This window comes from Amycolatopsis sp. CA-161197 (assembly GCF_050942255.1).
GTDB lineage: Bacteria > Actinomycetota > Actinomycetes > Mycobacteriales > Pseudonocardiaceae > Amycolatopsis.
The window spans coordinates 9,772,603-9,789,793 of the sequence record NZ_CP192059.1 but is presented as its reverse complement, the minus strand read 5'-3'; the positions used below and the strand labels follow the sequence as shown (position 1 = coordinate 9,789,793).

The following is a 17,191-nucleotide window of genomic DNA, read 5'->3' as shown; positions in this document are numbered from 1 at the left end:
CCGGGCCGGTGCCGTGTCCGGATCGGCGATCGGGCTACCCTGACGACACGGTCGGGGGATCCGAAACGGGGTTTCCCGACGCCGCCGTGACGAGTGGGGTGGGCGTATCAGCGAAGGCGTGCGGTCGGTACCCGGCGCCGGATCGAGTGCCTCGGCGAGTGCCGAGGCATCCACGATCCACCGCGTCCGTCGGGTGCTGGCGATCAGACCATTCCGTCGGTTGTGGGGCGTCACGTACCTGTGCAGTGTCGCCGACTGGCTGAACCTGCTGGCACTGACGGCGTTGAGCACGAAGCTGCTCAACAACTACACCGCGCAGAACTTCGCGTTCGTCGGCGTGGTGCTCACGAACCTGCTGCCCGGCCTGCTGTTCGCGCCGATCGGCGGCATCCTCGCCGACCGCTTCGACCGCCGCAAGGTGATGGTCGTCTGCGACTTCCTGCGCTGCGGTTTCCTGCTGTCGATCGCGATCGTCGGCGCGCCCTGGTGGCTGTTCGTCGCGAACTTCCTGGTCGGCTGCTGCTCGATCATGTGGATCCCGTCGAAGGACGCGGCGGTGCCCAACCTGCTGCGCCGCCCGGACCAGGTCGAGACGGCCAACCAGCTCGGCATGGTGATGACCTACGGCCTCGCCGTGATCACCGCCGCCGGCGCCAACGCGCTCATCCTCGGCGCCAACACCACGTTCCACCTGTTCCAAGGCGCGACGGCCGATCTCTACATCGCGAAGATCGTCGTCGTCATCAACGGCCTGCTGTACCTGACCAGCGGCATCCTCATCGCGACGCGCATCCCCGAGCTCTCGCTGCGCGACGTCCACAAGCTGCCCGACCAGAAGGTCAAGAAGGCCGACGAAGAGAAGTTCGGCTTCGGCGACATGGTGCGCGACGGCCTGCGCTTCGTGAAGAGCACGCCCTTGGTGCGCGGCCTGCTGATCGGCGCGTTCGGTGCGTTCGCCGCGGGCGGGGCGGTGGTGGCCTCGGCCAAGCCGTACTCGTCGTCGCTGCTCGCGGGTGACGCGGCGTTCAACCTGCTGGTGCTCGCCGTGTTCCTCGGCCTCGCCTCCGGGATGGCCCTCGCGCCCAAACTCGCGCGGCGGCTGCCGCACGACCGGCTGTTCGGCATCTCGATCGTCGTGGCCGGGCTGTCGCTGGTGATCATCGCGCTGTCGCCGCACCTTGCGATCTCGGTGATCGCCGTGGCGCTCACCGGCTTCTGCGCCGGCATCGCGTTCCTCACCGGCGTCACGATCATCGGCTCGCGCGTGGAAGACGCGATCCGCGGCCGCGTCAACGCGATCTACCAGTCGATGCTGAAGATCGTGCTGTTCGGCTCGACGATCGTCACGCCGGCGTTGATCGGCCTGGTCCGCCCGCACCAGATCAACGTGTGGGGCAGCCCCGTCACCATCGACGGCACGCGCCCGGTGATGATCGGCGGCGGCGTGCTCGCGATGCTGCTCGGTGTGATCGCCTACCGGCAGATGGACGACCGCCGCAGCGAGAAAATCCTCACCGACCTGCGCAACGCCTTGCGCCGCGCACCCCGGCGCGTCAACGGTTTCCTCATCGCGCTCGAAGGCACCACGGCCATCAACACAGCCAGCCAGGCCGCGCGCCTCTCGCGCTGGCTCGGCACCGGCACCCGGCCCGTGGTGCTGGCCGCCGACCCCGCGCTCGACGAGCGGCGGTTCCGTTCGCTGATCTCCGACGCGTCGCTCACCGGGGCGCGGGCCCAGGCCCTCGTCGCCGCAGCAGTGCGCGCGGAGCTGGTCGAACGCGAGATCCAGCCGGCGCTCGACGCCGGGTCCGTGGTGGTGATGGAGCGCTTTGTCGACTCGCCGCTCGCGCACCTGTGCACGGTCGCCGGCCTCGACGCGGGTGAGCTCGAGGGCCTGGCCGACTGGGCGACCGGCAAGCTGCGCCCCGACCTCACGGTGCTGCTCGACGCCGATCCGGGCCAGCGCGACCACAACTCGTCGGTGTCGGTGAACGACCAGTGGCGGGTCCAGACCCTGCTCGCGGAGATGGCCGCGGCCGACCCCGACCGGTACGTGGTCGTCGACGCCGACGGCACCGACGACGAGGTCGCCGCACGCGTTCGCACGGCCGTGCTGGCGGTGTTCGTCGGCCGCCTGTCCGGGCTCGCGCCTTCGGAGCCGGCCGAGCGTCCGGAGCTGGACCGCAGCACCCACGCCGTGGCGACGGCCGACGTCGTCGAAGGCGCCGTCGCGGAGGCCGAGCTCGCGCCCGCGCAGGAAGTGTCCGAAGTGGACGCGAAGTGACCGGGCCGATCGGCGTCTGGGCCGAGCTCGTGGGGCAGGAGCCGGCGGTCGAAACGCTGTCGACGGCCTCGTCGGCGGCCGCGAAGATCGTGGCGGGTGAGCCGGTTCCGCCGGGCGCGATGACGCACGCGTGGCTGATCACGGGCCCGCCGGGGTCCGGCCGTTCGGTCGCGGCGCGCACGTTCGCGGCCGCGTTGCAGTGCAGCACGGGCACGGGCTGCGGTGCGTGCCCCGGCTGCCGCACGACGATGGCCGGCACCCACGCCGACGTCCGGCTCGTGGTGCCCGAAGGCCTGTCGATCTCGGTCGCGGAGATGCGCGCGCTGGTGCAGGCGGCCGCGCGGCGCCCGACCACGGGCGAGTGGCAGGTCGTGATCATCGAAGACGCCGACCGGCTCACGGAAGGCGCGTCGAACGCGCTGCTCAAGGCCGTCGAGGAGCCACCGGAACGCACGGTGTTTCTGCTGTGCGCGCCGTCGGACCACCCGGACGACGTGTCGGTGACCATCCGCTCGCGCTGCCGTCTGGTGACGCTGCGGACGCCGCCGCCCGAGGCCATCGCGCAGGTGCTGGTGGCGCGCGACGGCGTCGATCCTTCACTCGCGCAGTGGGCCGCGTCGGTCTGCGGCGGCCACGTCGGCCGCGCGCGCCGGCTCGCCACGGACGACTCCGCGCGCCAGCGCCGCGCCACCGTGCTGCGGATCCCGACGGGCCTGCGCCGCCCCGCCGACGTCTTCACCAGCGCCGACCAGCTGATCAGCGCCGCGGAGGCCGACGCCGGCGAGGAAAGCAAGGCCCGCGACGAGAACGAACGCTCCGAACTCCGCACCGCCATGGGCGGCGACGGCATCGGCAAGGGCGTCGCCGGCGCCAAGCGCGCGGCCGAGGCCGCCGTGAAGCAGCTCGAAAAACGCCAGAAGTCCCGCGCGACCCGCACCCAGCGCGACACGCTCGACCTCGCGCTCGTCGACCTCGCCGGCTTCTACCGCGACGTCCTCGTCACCACCACCCACTCCGGCGCCACGCTCAACCACCCGGACCACGCCGACGACATCCGCGCCGCCGCCGCGGCCTGGACGCCGGAATCCACGCTGCGCCGCCTGGAAGCCGTCCTGGAGTGCCGCGAGGCGATCGAGCTGAACGTCAAGCCGCGCATCGCCGTGGAGGCCATGGTGACGACGCTTCGCCAGGGCTGACCGCACCGACGACAACGGCCCGGCCACCGAGAAGGTGACCGGGCCGTTTCGCGGGGCAATTCAGTCGCGCGGATGCGGTGAAGGCTTGCGCGGTGCGTCGTCGGAGCGGAGTTTCACCGGCGTGGCAACGCGGCGGCGGTTCGGGAACGCCGCGACCATCACGACGCCCATCAGCAGCATCGCCGTGCCCGCCCAGAAGAGCGGCACGGTGTCGTACGCGGTGCCCGTGTAGGCGAGGTTCTTCACCGGCCCCTTGGGCGCCGGGCCGCTGGCGGCGGGGGGAGTCACGCCGGTCGTGCCGCAGACGACGCCGCCGGTGGGGGCGTAGGCGCGCGCGACCTGTTCCCCCAGGGACAGCTGCGCCAGGGACGACGGGAGGTTGTCGCCGGCGCCGGCGGGGAGCAGGGTCTTCAGGTTCTTCGTCGGGAGCACCTGGAGGTCGAACAGCCGTGCCGACGCGCCGAGCTGGTAACCCTTGTACGGCGTGGTCGCGGCGGAGCCCTTCTGGTCCAGACCGGCGATGGACAGGCGCAGGACGCCGAGGTCGAGGACGGTGCCCGCGGTGTCGCCGACCTGCTGGATGCCCTTCGTCAGCGTCGACACGAGGCCGCCGACGACGGGGATCGAGTTGAGCTGCCCGAACTTGTCGCTCAGGCCCGCGAGCGGCAGGCCGATCGGGATGTCCTCGGTCGGGTGCGCCGCGTCGAGCGTGTACAGCGTCTTGCCGCCGGCCTGGATGGTCAGCACGGGCGCGGTGTAGTCGACTTTCGAGGTCTTCTCGTCGCCGGTGGAGGTGACGGTGAGCGTCGGCTGGCTGGCGACCTTGATCGACAGCTCCAGCGGCGTGCCCTTGAGGATGTCGATGTCGGCGGCCTGCAGCGTCGACGACGACTGCACCGCCTTGTTCTTCGACCCCGGGATGTCCACGAGCTTCACCTGCGAACGCGACGACAGCGTGTTCGGCAGGCTCAGCAGCGAACCGGTGCCGTCGGCCGCGGTCTGGCCGCCGCCGGACAGCAGGCCGCCGAGGCTCTGCAGGCCCTTGGCCGGGTCGAAGCCCTGGGCGAGCTGCGTGCCCTGCGGCAGGTTCAGTCCACCGTTGCCCAGCAACGGGATCTGCGGCAGCGACGGGATCACGTTCAGCAGCGAAAGGCTCGCCACCGACGTGCTCGCGTCGGCGATCGTGTCCACGCACGGGCCCAGCGAGTCGCTCCAGCGGGCGTGCGCGGTGCCGTTCAGCACGCCGATGTTGAGCAGCGGGTTCGACGGTGCGTTGAGTCCGCCGGACAGCGGCTTGGGGTTGTCCGGCAGCGCGGTCTGCACCACGCTGCCCGGCGTCTGCGGCGCCTGGCCGCCCACGGCCACCCCGAACGGCGACGCCTGCGCGATCGACTTCTCGTACGCCAGGTACGCCTCGGAGTTCGCCGATGCGCTCGACAGGCCCATCCCGGCCTCCAGCGCCGACTGCTTCGGCAACGTCTGCCCGAAGCCGGGCAGGATCGTCGACGTCGGCACGGAGTTCGGCAGCAGGCGCAACACGCCCAGCGCCGTGCCCGCGTCGCCCACCGCGTGGCCGAGCGGCTGCGGCCCGATCGGCGCGGACGCCGGGGCCTGCGTGGGGTTCGCCGGCTGCGGAATCGGCGTCGTCGGGATCTCCTGCGCGCTCGCCGGCGCGGCGATGAGCAGCAGCAACGCCGCTGCCGCGGGCAGGGCCACCGCGCGGGGCAGTCTTCGCCGCATGTGCCGAGTCCTCCAGGTAGGCCGGGCGGGGAGTGAGACCGAGGTCATAGGACCCTAACGACGCGGCCCCCGCAAGGTGACGCCAACGGCCTCCGCTACACTTGTTCCCGTCGGACGGCGCCAGCCACCCGACATGCCGCCTTAGCTCAGTCGGCCAGAGCGATTCACTCGTAATGAATAGGTCGGGGGTTCGATTCCCCCAGGCGGCTCCGCAGGTCAGGGCCCATCCGAGACACCTCGGGTGGGGCCTGACTCGTCTGGTGAGGGTCTAACTAAGTGTCTAAGCTGCCGGGTCGGTGGGCGGAGGAAGCGTCGCCGGTTCACCCGTCAGGGGGAAGACCAGTCCTCGCGACCGCGATGACGCCCCGCTTCCGCGGCGCGAGCGGACACCAAACTTCGAGGATCGGTCGGTCAGCGATGAGCCCGATGACGCCGAAGCCGATCCCAGCAGACGCCGTCCGCTCAGCGTCGCCAGGAGCCCGTGCGCCGCTGAAGCCGCCGGACTCATACAGGCCGACGTCGTCAAGACGATCCAGTGTCTCCACAGCGTGGCGGACAAGTACCTCAGTGGCGCGCAGCTGTCCAGCCTTGTCGGGGCCGGGCGAGTAGATTCATCACGAGCGGGCCGGCGTGGTCAGTCTGCCGAGAGACAGCAGGCCGAGTCCCCGCGCGTCTCTGGAACACGCGTGTTCAGAGTTTCCTTACTTGTTCAAGGCAGCCCGTCTGTTGGTGGCCAGTTTGGACTCCCCGCTGGCGGCCAGTTAGTGGGGAGTTATCTGGCCATGCTCCCGGTTACGTAGCGTGGCTCTCGGCAGGCGTGGCCTTAGCCCGTGGAGAGCTGCCCGCCCATCGGCTGGAGTGGCTTCGATCTGTCGTTGCCAAAGTCGAGGGACGACCACCATGTCGCCAGTCTTGGTACCAACTGACACCGGCGCAGAAGTGGAACGGGTTATTGCGCGGTTCGTTGGGCCGCGGCCGCGTTCCTGAACGCGCGACTCGCGGCATGTGCGGACGTTGGCTGTCCAGAGTCACACCGGTCGTGATGACGATAATGAGGTCATGAGCTTCGATCTGGTGGTCTTGGCCTTGGAGGTCGGCGACGACGCCGGCTCTGCGCGTCGGATGTTCGAGCGCTGCGTCGACGCGGGCACGCACGACGCCGGTGAGCTGGACGCGCGCATTATGAGCTTCTATGAGCAGTTGCAGTCGGTCTATCCCGACCACGGCCCGGCTGGTGAAGCCCCTGACTGTCCGTGGAATTCGATGCCGCTTTCGGTCGGTATCGACCATGTGATCATGCATCTCGGGTCCGGGGCTCGAAGCGTACCGGCGATTGAGACGGTTCTGCGCTTGGCCGCACTGCACGGATTAGCCGTGTACGACCCGCAAGGCGACGACGTCTACCTGGCATGACAACGGACGAACGTCCGCTTGTCGGCAGAAGAGGGCGTTCGCGTCAAGACGAGACTGGCGCGTGGGCGCCGCTAGCGAGAACGTGTTCTTACGACGACGCCGAGCCGCAAGGTAGTCCTATCGCTGGCAACACGGTGGTCCCTTGGCAACTGACGGATCCCTGTGCCACTGCGCCGCGCCGTGCTGGCGGTCGAGGCGCAAGCAACGTCGCGGCATGAGTAGCGCGGCCGCGGCGCCGACGAACCTGCTGCGATCACTGACTGTGAAACTGGCCGCCAGCGGGGAATCGAACTGGCCGTCCGTGGGTGGCCGTCCATGGGGAACGCTCACCGGCTTTGTGCGTTTCTGCCATCACGGTGCGCGCCGCGGCGAAGGCGCGCTCCCAGTCATCCGGCGCGGGGCGGGCGAAGCTGTAGGTGCACTCGGCTTTGCGGAAGTTCCTGGCCATGAACTTCTGGTCGGCCACCGACCGCTGCCATTCGCTGTACACCGCCGAAACCGCGGAGCCGCGAACTTTGTGCTGCTGCCGGACGCTCGCCCAGGCCTGCTCGCCTCGCACCGTAGTTGATCAAGGTCGGTAGGCTCCCAGCGGTTCACAGCGTGCTCAAGCAGGCCGTGCTGATCCACGGCGTCGACACGCCGGCCGCGTTCTACGCCGGGCAGCGCGGGGAGATCTCGCCGAAGGCGGCGAAGCTGACGACGACGATCTCGACCGTCAACACCGCGCCGGCGATCACGCCGTACGCAGTGGAGCCGGAAGAGCCAAAAGACAACCGCTGAGTCGGCCATCCGGCCCGCGGCTTCGGACCGGAAAGCCGATCCTGCCGCGAATGCGCCCGGATTTACTCGGTGGCATGAACGAAATCGGGAAAACCGCGATCTGGTTCGCGGCGATCGCGGCGGCACTGGCGACCGTCACCGCGTGTGCGCCGGACGGGCCGGAGCACGTCAAGAACGTCGCCTACGACACGGGCGCCCTCGGCAAGGCCGACGCCGATGCGCGCCTGCCGGCCTGGGTCCCCGACGACGCGACGGCCGTCACGGAAGCCATCCGCACCACCGGGTCCGAACGGATCCTGCGCTACACGCCGGGCGCCTCGGGCCTGCCCGCGACGTGCGTCAAGGGTCCCGCGTCGGCGACCCCCGCGACCCTGTCGGCCGATTGGTGGCCCGCCCGCCAGGAACGCCGCACCGACCGCGTCTGCGACACCGACTGGCACGTCGTCACCGACCAAGGGCTGATCTACGCGTACAAACCGGAGACGCTCGACCAGCGTCGGTGAAAGACGGATCGGGCTGCCGAGGCGTGGTGCCCGGCAGCCCGATCCGTGGAGTCCGAAGTGGTCAGTCCTCTGGCGGGGTCAGCTCGATCACCGTGGCGGTGGCTTCGCCGCGCGGGGTGCGGTAGGTGATCTTGTCGCCGGCCTTGGCGCCGACCAGGGCGAGGCCCAGTGGGCTGTCCGACGTCACCGAGTCGAGGTCCTCGCCGGGGAGGGTGACGACGTTGAGCACTTCCTCATCACCGTCGGCGAAGCGCAGGGAGACGCGCGTGCCGTCGGGAAGCAGGTTGCTGTTGTAGGCGCCGTGTTCGAGCTTGGCGGCGACGTCGGAGATCTGGCGCTCCAGCCGCGCGGCGGCCTCGGCCCGGTCGATCACGTCGGCCTGGTCGGCCGCGTCCCCCGTGCGTTCCTGCTCGCCGGGCTGCGGCGCGAGCGCCGCCCGTTGCGCGCGCAGGTCGGCTATTTCCTTCTCCAGCTGGCGGCGCGCCGCCTCGCTGAGCCCCTTGTCCCCTGAGATCACCATGCCGGGCATTGTCCGCTGTGCGGACCGGGGTGGCCAATCCGCTTTTTCACCCGAGAGGGCGCGATGGGACGTCTGCCCTAGGATTCGGGGCTGTCGTCCTGAATAACGTAACGAGGATCACCGTGACCGCCGTACCCGGCCGCAGCGCGCAGCTGTCGCCCAACCAGCTGCAGAAGCAGGAGCAGATCGTCGAGGCCGCACGAGTCGTGCTCGCCAGAGACGGGCTCGCCGGTTGCACGGTACGCGCGATCGCCGACGCGGGCCCGCTCACGAAGAGCGCGATCCATTACTACTTCGCCGACATCGACGTGCTCATCGACCGCGCGATGGCCGCCCACATCACCACTTTCGCCACAGACCTGCGTGCTGTCGGGGAGAAGTTCGACGACCCGCGCGAGCGCCTGTTCGAGGTGACCAAGGCGTACCTGGCGGAATTCGCGGAGCGGCCCAACGGCGCGTTCCTGTGGTTCGAGTACTGGATCGCGGCCGGGCGGGCGCAGCACCCGCAGGCCATCGACGCGATGCTGACGTCGATCACCGAGCTGTTCGCGGAACTGCTGGCGCCGCTGGACGTCGACGATCCGCGGGCGCGCGCCCGGGCGTTGCTGAGCTACCTGCTCGGCGCCGTGGTGCAGCAGCGGGTGCGGCCACGGCCGTTCGAGAGCCTGCGCGGTGACGTCGAGGCGCTCTGCTTCGCGGGTTATCGCTGACGCCACTTAGGGTGCTGGCATGCCTCTGTTCTCCTTCGAGGGCGCCAGCCCGCAGGTCCACCCGGACGCCTGGATCGCCCCCACCGCCACCTTGATCGGCGATGTGACCGTCGAGAAGGACGCTTCGGTCTGGTACGGCGCCGTGATCCGCGCCGACTTCGGGCCGATCATCATCCGCGAGGGCGCGAACGTGCAGGACAACTCCGTGATCCACTGCGGCGGGACACTGACCGAGGTCGGGAAGAACGTGACCGTGGGGCACCAGTGCCTCGTGCACGACTGCACCATCGGCGAGCAGGCGCTGATCGGCAACGGGTCCACCGTGCTCGACGGGTCCATGATCGGCGCGCGGTCGCTGATCGCCGCGGGCTCGACGGTCACGCCCGGCACGGAGGTGCCCGAGGAAGTGATCGCGATGGGCAGCCCCGCCAAGAAGTTCGTGCCACTCACCGACTCGGCGCGGATGTGGGTGGAGCACAACGCCGGGATCTACCAGGAGCTCGCGCGACGGCACCGGGAGGGCTCCAAGCCGGTCTGACGTGCACTAAACTTCGGCACGCAGCTGCGACTGGCGCCATCAGAGGTGGAGCACCACCGGGAAGCGACGACGAGGCCGGCACCGCGCGCCTGGGTGCCCCGGCCGGTTCAGAACCGGAGACGTGATGACACACCAGCCCTCCCTTTCGACGCTCGCCGCCGCCGACCCGCAGATCGCCGGGCTGGTCGAGGACGAAGCGAAGCGTCAGCACGACAAGATCCGCCTGATCGCGTCGGAGAACTACGTCTCGCGCGCGGTGCTCGAGGCCACCGGCACCGTGCTGACCAACAAGTACTCCGAGGGCTACGCCGGCAAGCGCTACTACGAGGGCCAGCAGTTCATCGACCCCATCGAGAACCTGGCGATCGAGCGCGCGAAGTCCGTGTTCGGCGTGGACCACGCCAACGTGCAGCCGTACTCCGGCTCCCCGGCGAACCTGGCCGCGTACCTGGCCTTCGCGCAGCCCGGCGACACCGTGCTCGGCATGGCCCTGCCCGACGGCGGCCACCTCACCCACGGCTGGTCGGTGTCCGCGACGGGCAAGTGGTTCAACGCGGTCCGCTACGGCGTGCGCAAGGAAACCGGCCGCGTCGACTTCGACCAGGTGCGCGACCTGGCCCTGGAGCACCGCCCGAAGCTGATCTTCGCCGGCGGCACGGCCATCCCGCGCACCATCGACTTCCCGCGCTTCGCGGAGATCGCGCGCGAAGTGGACGCCGTACTGGTGGCCGACATCGCCCACATCGCCGGCCTCATCGCGGGCGGCGCGCACCCGTCGCCGGTCGGCCACGCCCAGGTCATCACGACCACCACGCACAAGACCCTGCGCGGCCCTCGCGGCGCGATGATCCTTTCGGACGCCGCACACGCGAAGGCGATCGACAAGGCCGTGTTCCCCGGCCTGCAGGGCGGCCCCCACAACCACACGACTGCGGCCATCGCGGTCGCGCTGGGTGAGGCTGCGCAGCCGTCCTTCGCCACCTACGCGCAGACGATCGTGGCCAACGCCGCGGCCCTGGCGTCGGCGCTGCTCGACCGCGGCTACGACCTCGTCTCCGGCGGCACGGACAACCACCTGCTGCTGATCGACCTGACGAACAAGAACGTGGCGGGCAAGCCGGCCGCCCAGGCCCTGGACCGCGCCGGGATCGAGCTGAACTACAACACGGTGCCCTTCGACCCGCGCAAGCCGTTCGACCCGTCGGGCATCCGGCTGGGCACCGCGGCCATCACCACACGGGGGCTGCTGCCGGAGCACCAGGTGCAGGTGGCGGAGTGGATCGACCGGACGGTGGTGGCCGCGGCCGGGTCCTCTCCAGACGCGGAGCTGGACCGGATCGCCGCTGAGATCCGGGAGTTCCTGGAGCCGTTCCCGATTCCGGGTTACATCGCCTGAGTCTGCCTTTCGCTGGGCGAATGGTCCCCTCGTGCTTGGTGGTTGGCGCGGGGGGACCTTTTGCGTTTGTGGGTGTGGTGCGAGGGGACCGTTCGTGCCGTGGTGGTGGTGCGGGGGACTGTTCGCGCCGCGGACCTGGCGCGAGGGGACCGTTCGGGCCGAGGTTTGGTGCGAGGCGTCCGTCGGTGCCGTGTTGACGTCGCGAGGGGACTGTTCGCGCGGCGAGTTAGTTACGAGGGGACCGTTCGAGCTCGAAGGTTTGGCGCGAGGGGTCCATTGGTGCCATGTCGACGCCGCGAGGGGAAATGTTTGTGCGCCGTCGGCGTTGCGAGTGGACCGTTCGCGGAGCGGACGCGGCGCGAGCGGACCGTTCGTACGGTGTCGATGTTGTGAGGGAGCCGTCGTTCCGGCGGGCGCGGGCGTCCAGCTGTGCCGAGCGTTCGGCGGGACCGCTCGTGTCGTGGGCTTGCTGTGAGGGGACCGTTCACGCCGCGGGCTAGGTCCGAGGGGTCCCCTGGCGCCGTGTCGGTGTTGCGAGGGGACCGTTCGTGCTGTGCCGGCGGCGCAAGGTGAGCGGTCGTGGCGGTGGGTAAGAGGGTCGGTCGGGTTGGCGGTCGTAGCTGTCCAGTCGTGCCGAGCGGGTGGTGTGAGGGGACCACTCGCGCCGCGGACCTGGCGTGAGAGGACGGCTCGTTTCGCGGGTTTGGCGCGAGTGGACCGTTCGTGCCGTGGTGGTGGTGCGAGGGGACCGTTCGCGTGGCGAACGGGCCCGCCGGCAGCTGGGAGCGGAGCCGTCAGAACGGAGCGAGTCGGCGGCGGGCCGGGCGATGATGAGCCCATGTCGCCTCTTCGCCTGCCGGCCGTGTTCCTGCCGACGGGGCTCGTCGTGCGGTATCGCGCCGTTGATCGGGAGTTGGTCGGGTCTGCGTTGGTGGATACGCCGCGACACCTCGATGAGCTGGCCGCGGACATCGCGCGGCGCGGGATTCTCACGCCGCTCAGACTGGGGTTCAACGAGGAGTTCGCCATCCTGGACGGCAATCACCGCATCGCCGTGGCGGTGAGGCTGGGGCTGGGCGAGGTGCCCGTCGCGCTGGTGGAGGAGCCGCGGAGTCCCCGGCCGGGTCATGCGCGGCCCATGCGGGAAGCCGACTTCGCCCTGCTCAGAGGGCACCTGTAACTCCCTGCGAGCAGCGTCACACCCTACTTGCTTGCCTCATGCAAGCTTTCCGAGAACAGTTGCGCCCTGAAAGTAGTTGATGGATACAAGCAACTGCTCGACCAGACTTGAGGGAGTACCAAGATGACCGCCACCATCACCGCGGAAGGGGGCACCGGCAAGCTGTCGCACCGGCAGATCCTCACCGTGTTGTCCGGGCTGATGCTCGGCATGTTCCTGGCCGCGCTGGACCAGACCATCGTGTCGTCGGCGATGAAGACGATCGCGGACGAGCTGCACGGCCAGAGCCTGCAGGCGTGGGCCACGACGGCCTACCTGATCACCGCGACGCTCTCGACGCCGCTCTACGGCAAGCTGTCCGACCTGTTCGGGCGCAAACCCATGTACCTCACGGCGATCTCGCTGTTCCTGGCCGGCTCGCTGGCCAGCGGGTTCGCGAGCTCGATGTACGAGCTGGCCGCGTTCCGCGCGTTCCAGGGCCTCGGCGCCGGTGGGCTGATGTCGCTCGCGCTGGCGATCATCACGGACATCACGGCGCCGCGGGAGCGGAGCAAGTACCAGGGCTACTTCATGGCGGTGTTCGGGATCTCGAGCGTGGCGGGACCGGTCGTCGGCGGGTTCTTCGCGGGGCTGGACTCCTTCGCGGGCATCACGGGCTGGCGCTGGGTCTTCCTGGTCAACGTCCCGATCGCCCTGGCCGCGCTGGTCGTGGTGAGCAAGGTGCTGAACCTGCCGCACACCCGCGTGCAGCAGCGCGTGGACTTCCTCGGCGCCGGCGCGCTGACGCTCGGGCTGGTGCCGCTGCTGATCGTCGCCGAGCTCCTTAAGGAGAAGCCGCTTTCGGACAAGTCGGCGATGGAGCAGCGTTCGGAGCAGGAAGCGCTCGCGCTGGCGCACTGAAAAAGATCAACGAAAGGGCCGTTCACCCCAACCCGGGGTGAACGGCCCTTTCGCGTGTTTTCGGTCGCTCTCAGTGAGCGGGACCGTCGACCTCTTCCTTGGCCAGCCGGTCCTGCTCACGCTGGTACGACCGCGAAATCTCGGCCTCGGCCTCCGCGCGGCCCACCCACGACGAGCCCTCGACGCTCTTGCCCGGCTCGAGGTCCTTGTAGACCTCGAAGAAGTGCTGGATCTCGAGCTTGTGGAACTCGTTGAGGTGGTGGATGTCGCGCAGGTGCTCCAGGCGCGGGTCGTTGGTCGGGATGGCCAGCACCTTGTCGTCCGGACCCTTTTCGTCGGTCATGCGGAACATGCCGATGGCGCGGCAGCGGATCAGGCAGCCCGGGAACGTCGGCTCCTGCACCAGCACGAGCACGTCGAGCGGGTCGCCGTCCTGGCCGAGCGTGTCGTCGATGAAGCCGTAGTCCGCCGGGTACTGCGTCGCCGTGAACAGGGTCCGGTCCAGCTTGATGCGACCGGTCTTGTGGTCGACCTCGTACTTGTTGCGCTCCCCCTTGGGGATTTCGATCGTGACGTCGAACTCCACGGCCGTCCTCGCTGCTTCTCGAATCTCGGTATCCCACACGTCGTGGGCGGCAACCGTAATCACCTCATTGACGTCACTAGTGTGGACTACGCGCTGCCGCCGGGTCCCATGGATGTCGGCTAGGCAGCATGTGACCTTGGCCCCTTCCGGGCAGGTGAGAAGGAGTGGTGGGTGCCGGACAACGACCAGCCGATGTGGCCCGAGGGTGACGAGGACACGTCGTCGCGCACCGGTGGCGCGACGGCGCGCTTCCCCATCCCCAAGCCCGGCCAGACCGTCACGGACCGGCTCGCCGTGCCGAACGTCACACCGCCCACGGGTTCTTCACCGGGCTCCGGCGAGCGTCCGCCGGGGTCTTGGTTCAAGCCGAACGTGCCTCCTGAACTGATCCCGGGGCTGAACACTCCGGTCGAGAAGCGTCCCGGGCAGCCGGGTCAGCAGGGACAGCCGAGCCAGCCGGGGCAGTCCGCGCAGATGCGACAGCCGGGACAGCCGCGGCAGGACCTCGCCGACCGGCTGGGGCCACGGCCGGGCGAGCAGCCGCGAGCGCCACAGGCCCAGAACCAGCAGACGCCGGGGCAGCAGCAGGGCGAGCGGAGCCAGACCCAGCAGGGGCAGGGCCTGTTCGGTCAGCAGGATCAGGGCAGCCAGCCCCAACAAGGCCGGCAGTCGCCGCAGGGGCCGGGCCGCCAGCAGCCCGGCAACGCGCCGTGGGGCCAGCAGCAAGGTCAGCCGCAGCAGCAAGGCGCGTCCCAGCAGGGCCGGCAGCAACAGGGTCAGGGCCAGCCGGGACAGGGCCGGCAAAGCCAACAGCAAGGCCTTTGGTCGCAAGGACTGCCACTGGACCGCTCGGAGGGGCAGCGGTCCGAGGGGGAGAACCAGCCGGGGCAGCAGGATCGCCCGGAAGGTCAACGGTCGCAGTCCCAGCAAGGGCAGCAGGACCGTCCAGACGGCCAATGGCTGCAGGGGCAGGCCCAGCGAGGCCGCCAAGACGGCCATGGGCCGCAGTCCCAGAACCAGTTGGGGCAGCAGCAGGATCGGTCGGAGGGGCAGCGGCCGCAAGAGCGGAACCAGCAGGACCGCGCGGAGGGCCTGTGGTCACAGGGTTCGAACCAGTCAGAGCAGGCACAGGACCGCGCGGAGGGCCTGTGGTCGCAAGGTCCGAACCAGCCAGAGCAGGCGCAGGACCGCGCGGAAGGCCAGAGGCCGCACGGGCAGCAAGGCCGGCAGCAGGACCGCACGGAAGGTCAGAACCAGCCGGGGCAGAACCAGCAGAGTCAGGAGCTGTCCTCGTCGGAGCGGTCGCAGCAGGGGCCGTCCGATCAGTCGACTCAGCAGTTGCGGGTGCCGCCGGCTGTGCCCTGGGTGCCGGTGGAGCGGCCGGCGCGTCCGGGTGAGGGCGAGCGGAACCGCGACGAACAGAACCGTGGCGATCAGGGTCGCGGAGAGCAGAACCAGGGCGACCAGAACCAGAGCCAGAACGAAGAGCCGCGTCTGGGCGGGGCGATGTTCCAGGCTGCCGAGCCGTCGAAGGAAGAGGCGGGCGAGGGCGCCGGACCGGCCAACAGCGACAGCGGCACCGAGTACATCGACGTGTCCAAATGGGACGTCTTCCGCAATGAGCAGAAGCGCGAGGAACCCCGGCGCCAGCAACAAGACCGCCAGCAACAAGACCGCCAGCAACAAGACCGCCAAGAACCCGAGCGCCAGAACACCGAGTCCCCGCGTGAAGAACGCTGGGACGTCTTCCACACCAACCAGAGCGGCAAGGAACCCGAAGGCCCGCGCGAAGCACCCCAGTGGGACAGCCTCCAAAACCCAGGCCCCCGCGGCCTGCCGGAGCCACCGCGGGGTGCGGTGCCACCGGCGTCGGGGATGCAGGCGCGCCCCGTGCGGATCGAGCCGTCGGGTGGGCAGTTTCCGGCGGAGGCGACCGTCGGGATCGAGCGCCCCGCCGAAGGGTTCGCCGGCGGCTACGACGACCAGGAAAGCGGTGAGGCGCAGCGGGAGACCCCCGCGGATGAGCCGAAAACCAAGAGGGGCAAGAAGAAGTTCGTCGTCCTCGGGCTGGTCGTGGTGCTGGTGCTCGCGGCGGCCGGGGTCGCGTCCGCGATGCCGCAGGTGTCCAACCGGCTCGGCCTGCCGTGGGCGCCCAACGCGCCGAAGGGCGACAGCCCCGACCCCGCGTCCGTGACGCTCGCGTTGCACGGCCCGGAGACGTCGGGCCAGGGCCCGAGCGCGAGCGGCGTCGCCTCGGCGCTGGCCGGGCCTGCCGGTGCGTCGGCGCTTTCGCAGCTCAGCGGCAGCGTGATCGACCCCGCGACCGGCTCCGTCCTGTGGGACCACAGCTCGGCCGCGCCGCTGACCCCGGCGTCGACCACGAAGATCCTCACGGTGTCGGCCGCGCTGCTGTCGATGGACCCGACGAAGCGGATCGTCACCAAGGTCGTTCAAGGCTCGACGCCCGGCACGGTGATCATCGTCGGCGGTGGCGATCCGTCGCTGACGGCGCTGCCCATCGGCACCGACTCGCCGCTGTACCCCGGTGCGGCCCACGTGGACGACCTCGTCGCCCAGATCAAGAAGGCCGACCCCAGCGTCCAGAAGGTGCAGGTCGACGTCAGCGCCTACTCCGGCCCCACCACCGCCCCGGGCTGGGAGCCCGGCGACGCGCCGTCGACCTACGGCGCGCCGATCGTGCCCGCGATGGCCGACGGCGGCCGCCTCAACCCGTCGGTCGACGAGACGCCGCGGTCGGGCAACCCGGCGACCACGCTCACCCAGCTCGTCGCCGACAAGCTCGGCGCGCAGGCCGCCGGCACCGCCAAAGCGCCCGCCGACGCGAAGGTCGTCGCGCAGGTGCAGTCGGCGCCGTTGCCGGACCTGGCGTACGCGCTGCTGCAGATCTCCGACAACGTCCTCGCCGACGCCCTCGGCCGCCAGGTCGCCATGACCGCGGGCGCCGAGGCGTCGTTCTCCGGCGCGGCCGCGTCCGTGAAAAAGGTGCTGGCCGACCACGGGTTCGACGTCACGGGCCTGCAGCTGTCCGACACGAGCGGCCTGTCCAACCAGAACAAGGTGCCCGCGCGGCTGCTCGCGCAGGTGCTGGCCGAGGCCGCGGCGCCGGACGGCAAGAACCCGGACACCCCGAAGCTGCGCCCGCTGCTCGCGGGCCTGCCCGTGGCCGGCAGCCCCGCCGGCACGCTCGCCAGCCGCTACGCCACGCCGAACTCGGCCGCGGGCAAGGGCTGGGTCCGCGCGAAGACGGGCACGCTCACCGGCGTCAACACCCTCGCCGGCTACGTGCTCGACAGCGACAACCGCGTGCTCGCGTTCGCGTTCATGTCCAACGGCTCGGAGAAGAACCCGGGCCAGGCCGCGCTCGACGTGCTCGCAACCACCCTGCGGAAGTGTGGCTGCAACTAGGCGAATCGGTTGCGGATTC

General features: G+C 70.0%; 15 protein-coding genes, 1 tRNA gene, 1 pseudogene and 1 riboswitch. Of the genes and pseudogenes, 12 read left to right on the top strand and 5 right to left on the bottom strand.

Annotation, left to right across the window (positions count from 1 at the left end; all coding sequences use genetic code 11):
* Window positions 1–118: 118 nt before the first annotated feature.
* Together ACQPXB_RS46490 and ACQPXB_RS46485 are read left to right on the top strand one after the other, a co-directional pair.
* Window positions 119–2,284, top strand: a complete 2,166-nt coding sequence (locus ACQPXB_RS46490; RefSeq protein ID WP_432848390.1) for a bifunctional MFS transporter/dTMP kinase — start codon at window positions 119–121, stop codon at window positions 2,282–2,284.
* Window positions 2,281–3,480 carry a DNA polymerase III subunit delta' gene (locus tag ACQPXB_RS46485; protein ID WP_366588787.1) on the top strand — a complete coding sequence of 400 codons (1,200 nt, stop codon included), beginning with the start codon at window positions 2,281–2,283 and terminating at the stop codon, window positions 3,478–3,480. Before ACQPXB_RS46490 ends, ACQPXB_RS46485 begins: the two co-directional genes overlap by 4 nt.
* Window positions 3,481–3,540: 60 nt before the next feature.
* Here the strand turns inward: ACQPXB_RS46485 and ACQPXB_RS46480 are convergent, their stop codons facing one another.
* On the bottom strand, window positions 3,541–5,220 hold the full coding sequence (locus ACQPXB_RS46480; RefSeq protein WP_432848388.1) for a hypothetical protein: 1,680 nt from the start codon (window positions 5,218–5,220) through the stop codon (window positions 3,541–3,543).
* A 135-nt stretch (window positions 5,221–5,355) separates the two neighbouring features.
* On the opposite strand from ACQPXB_RS46480, the gene ACQPXB_RS46475 reads away from it, so the two are divergent.
* Together ACQPXB_RS46475 and ACQPXB_RS46470 are read left to right on the top strand one after the other, a co-directional pair.
* Window positions 5,356–5,429: transfer RNA gene (locus ACQPXB_RS46475), tRNA-Thr, on the top strand.
* Between the two features lie 850 nt (window positions 5,430–6,279).
* Window positions 6,280–6,633: a hypothetical protein gene (locus ACQPXB_RS46470; protein WP_432848386.1), complete on the top strand. Its 354-nt coding sequence runs from the start codon at window positions 6,280–6,282 to the stop codon at window positions 6,631–6,633.
* 253 nt (window positions 6,634–6,886) lie between these two features.
* Here ACQPXB_RS46470 and ACQPXB_RS46465 read toward each other — a convergent pair whose 3' ends face one another.
* Window positions 6,887–7,192, bottom strand: coding sequence for a hypothetical protein (locus ACQPXB_RS46465; protein ID WP_432848384.1), 306 nt, complete (start codon window positions 7,190–7,192; stop codon window positions 6,887–6,889).
* Between the two features lie 41 nt (window positions 7,193–7,233).
* Here ACQPXB_RS46465 and ACQPXB_RS46460 point away from each other — a divergent pair, with 41 nt between their 5' ends.
* The gene (locus ACQPXB_RS46460; protein WP_432848382.1) at window positions 7,234–7,413 is read left to right on the top strand and encodes a hypothetical protein; all 180 of its coding nucleotides are present in this window, start codon (window positions 7,234–7,236) and stop codon (window positions 7,411–7,413) included.
* 74 nt (window positions 7,414–7,487) lie between these two features.
* A complete protein-coding gene (locus tag ACQPXB_RS46455) occupies window positions 7,488–7,916 on the top strand; it encodes a hypothetical protein (protein ID WP_432848380.1) in 429 nt (142 codons plus the stop codon).
* A 61-nt stretch (window positions 7,917–7,977) separates the two neighbouring features.
* Here the strand turns inward: ACQPXB_RS46455 and ACQPXB_RS46450 are convergent, their stop codons facing one another.
* Window positions 7,978–8,436, bottom strand: coding sequence for a GreA/GreB family elongation factor (locus tag ACQPXB_RS46450; RefSeq protein WP_366588776.1), 459 nt, complete (start codon window positions 8,434–8,436; stop codon window positions 7,978–7,980).
* Window positions 8,437–8,558: 122 nt separating this feature from the next.
* Between ACQPXB_RS46450 and ACQPXB_RS46445 the strand changes: the two genes are divergently transcribed.
* The 5 genes and pseudogenes from ACQPXB_RS46445 to ACQPXB_RS46425 form a co-directional block, all read left to right on the top strand.
* Entirely contained in the window at window positions 8,559–9,146 is a 588-nt protein-coding gene (locus ACQPXB_RS46445; RefSeq protein WP_285971906.1) for a TetR/AcrR family transcriptional regulator, read from the top strand.
* Between the two features lie 19 nt (window positions 9,147–9,165).
* A complete protein-coding gene (locus tag ACQPXB_RS46440; RefSeq protein WP_366588773.1) occupies window positions 9,166–9,684 on the top strand; it encodes a gamma carbonic anhydrase family protein in 519 nt (172 codons plus the stop codon).
* Between the two features lie 16 nt (window positions 9,685–9,700).
* A riboswitch (ZMP/ZTP riboswitch) is annotated at window positions 9,701–9,786 on the top strand.
* Between the two features lie 22 nt (window positions 9,787–9,808).
* Entirely contained in the window at window positions 9,809–11,080 is a 1,272-nt protein-coding gene (gene glyA, locus ACQPXB_RS46435; RefSeq protein ID WP_432848377.1) for a serine hydroxymethyltransferase, read from the top strand.
* Window positions 11,081–11,942: 862 nt separating this feature from the next.
* Entirely contained in the window at window positions 11,943–12,260 is a 318-nt protein-coding gene (locus ACQPXB_RS46430) for a ParB N-terminal domain-containing protein (RefSeq protein WP_366588769.1), read from the top strand.
* A gap of 123 nt (window positions 12,261–12,383) precedes the next feature.
* Window positions 12,384–13,091: pseudogene (locus ACQPXB_RS46425) on the top strand (MFS transporter); the annotation flags it as partial.
* 139 nt (window positions 13,092–13,230) lie between these two features.
* Here ACQPXB_RS46425 and ACQPXB_RS46420 read toward each other — a convergent pair.
* Window positions 13,231–13,746, bottom strand: a complete 516-nt coding sequence (locus ACQPXB_RS46420) for an inorganic diphosphatase (RefSeq protein WP_326566764.1) — start codon at window positions 13,744–13,746, stop codon at window positions 13,231–13,233.
* 324 nt (window positions 13,747–14,070) lie between these two features.
* Entirely contained in the window at window positions 14,071–14,745 is a 675-nt protein-coding gene (locus ACQPXB_RS46415) for a hypothetical protein (RefSeq protein ID WP_386944747.1), read from the bottom strand.
* Between the two features lie 357 nt (window positions 14,746–15,102).
* Between ACQPXB_RS46415 and dacB the strand changes: the two genes are divergently transcribed.
* Entirely contained in the window at window positions 15,103–17,172 is a 2,070-nt protein-coding gene (dacB, locus tag ACQPXB_RS46410; protein WP_432848374.1) for a D-alanyl-D-alanine carboxypeptidase/D-alanyl-D-alanine endopeptidase, read from the top strand.
* The last annotated feature ends 19 nt before the right edge of the window (window positions 17,173–17,191 follow it).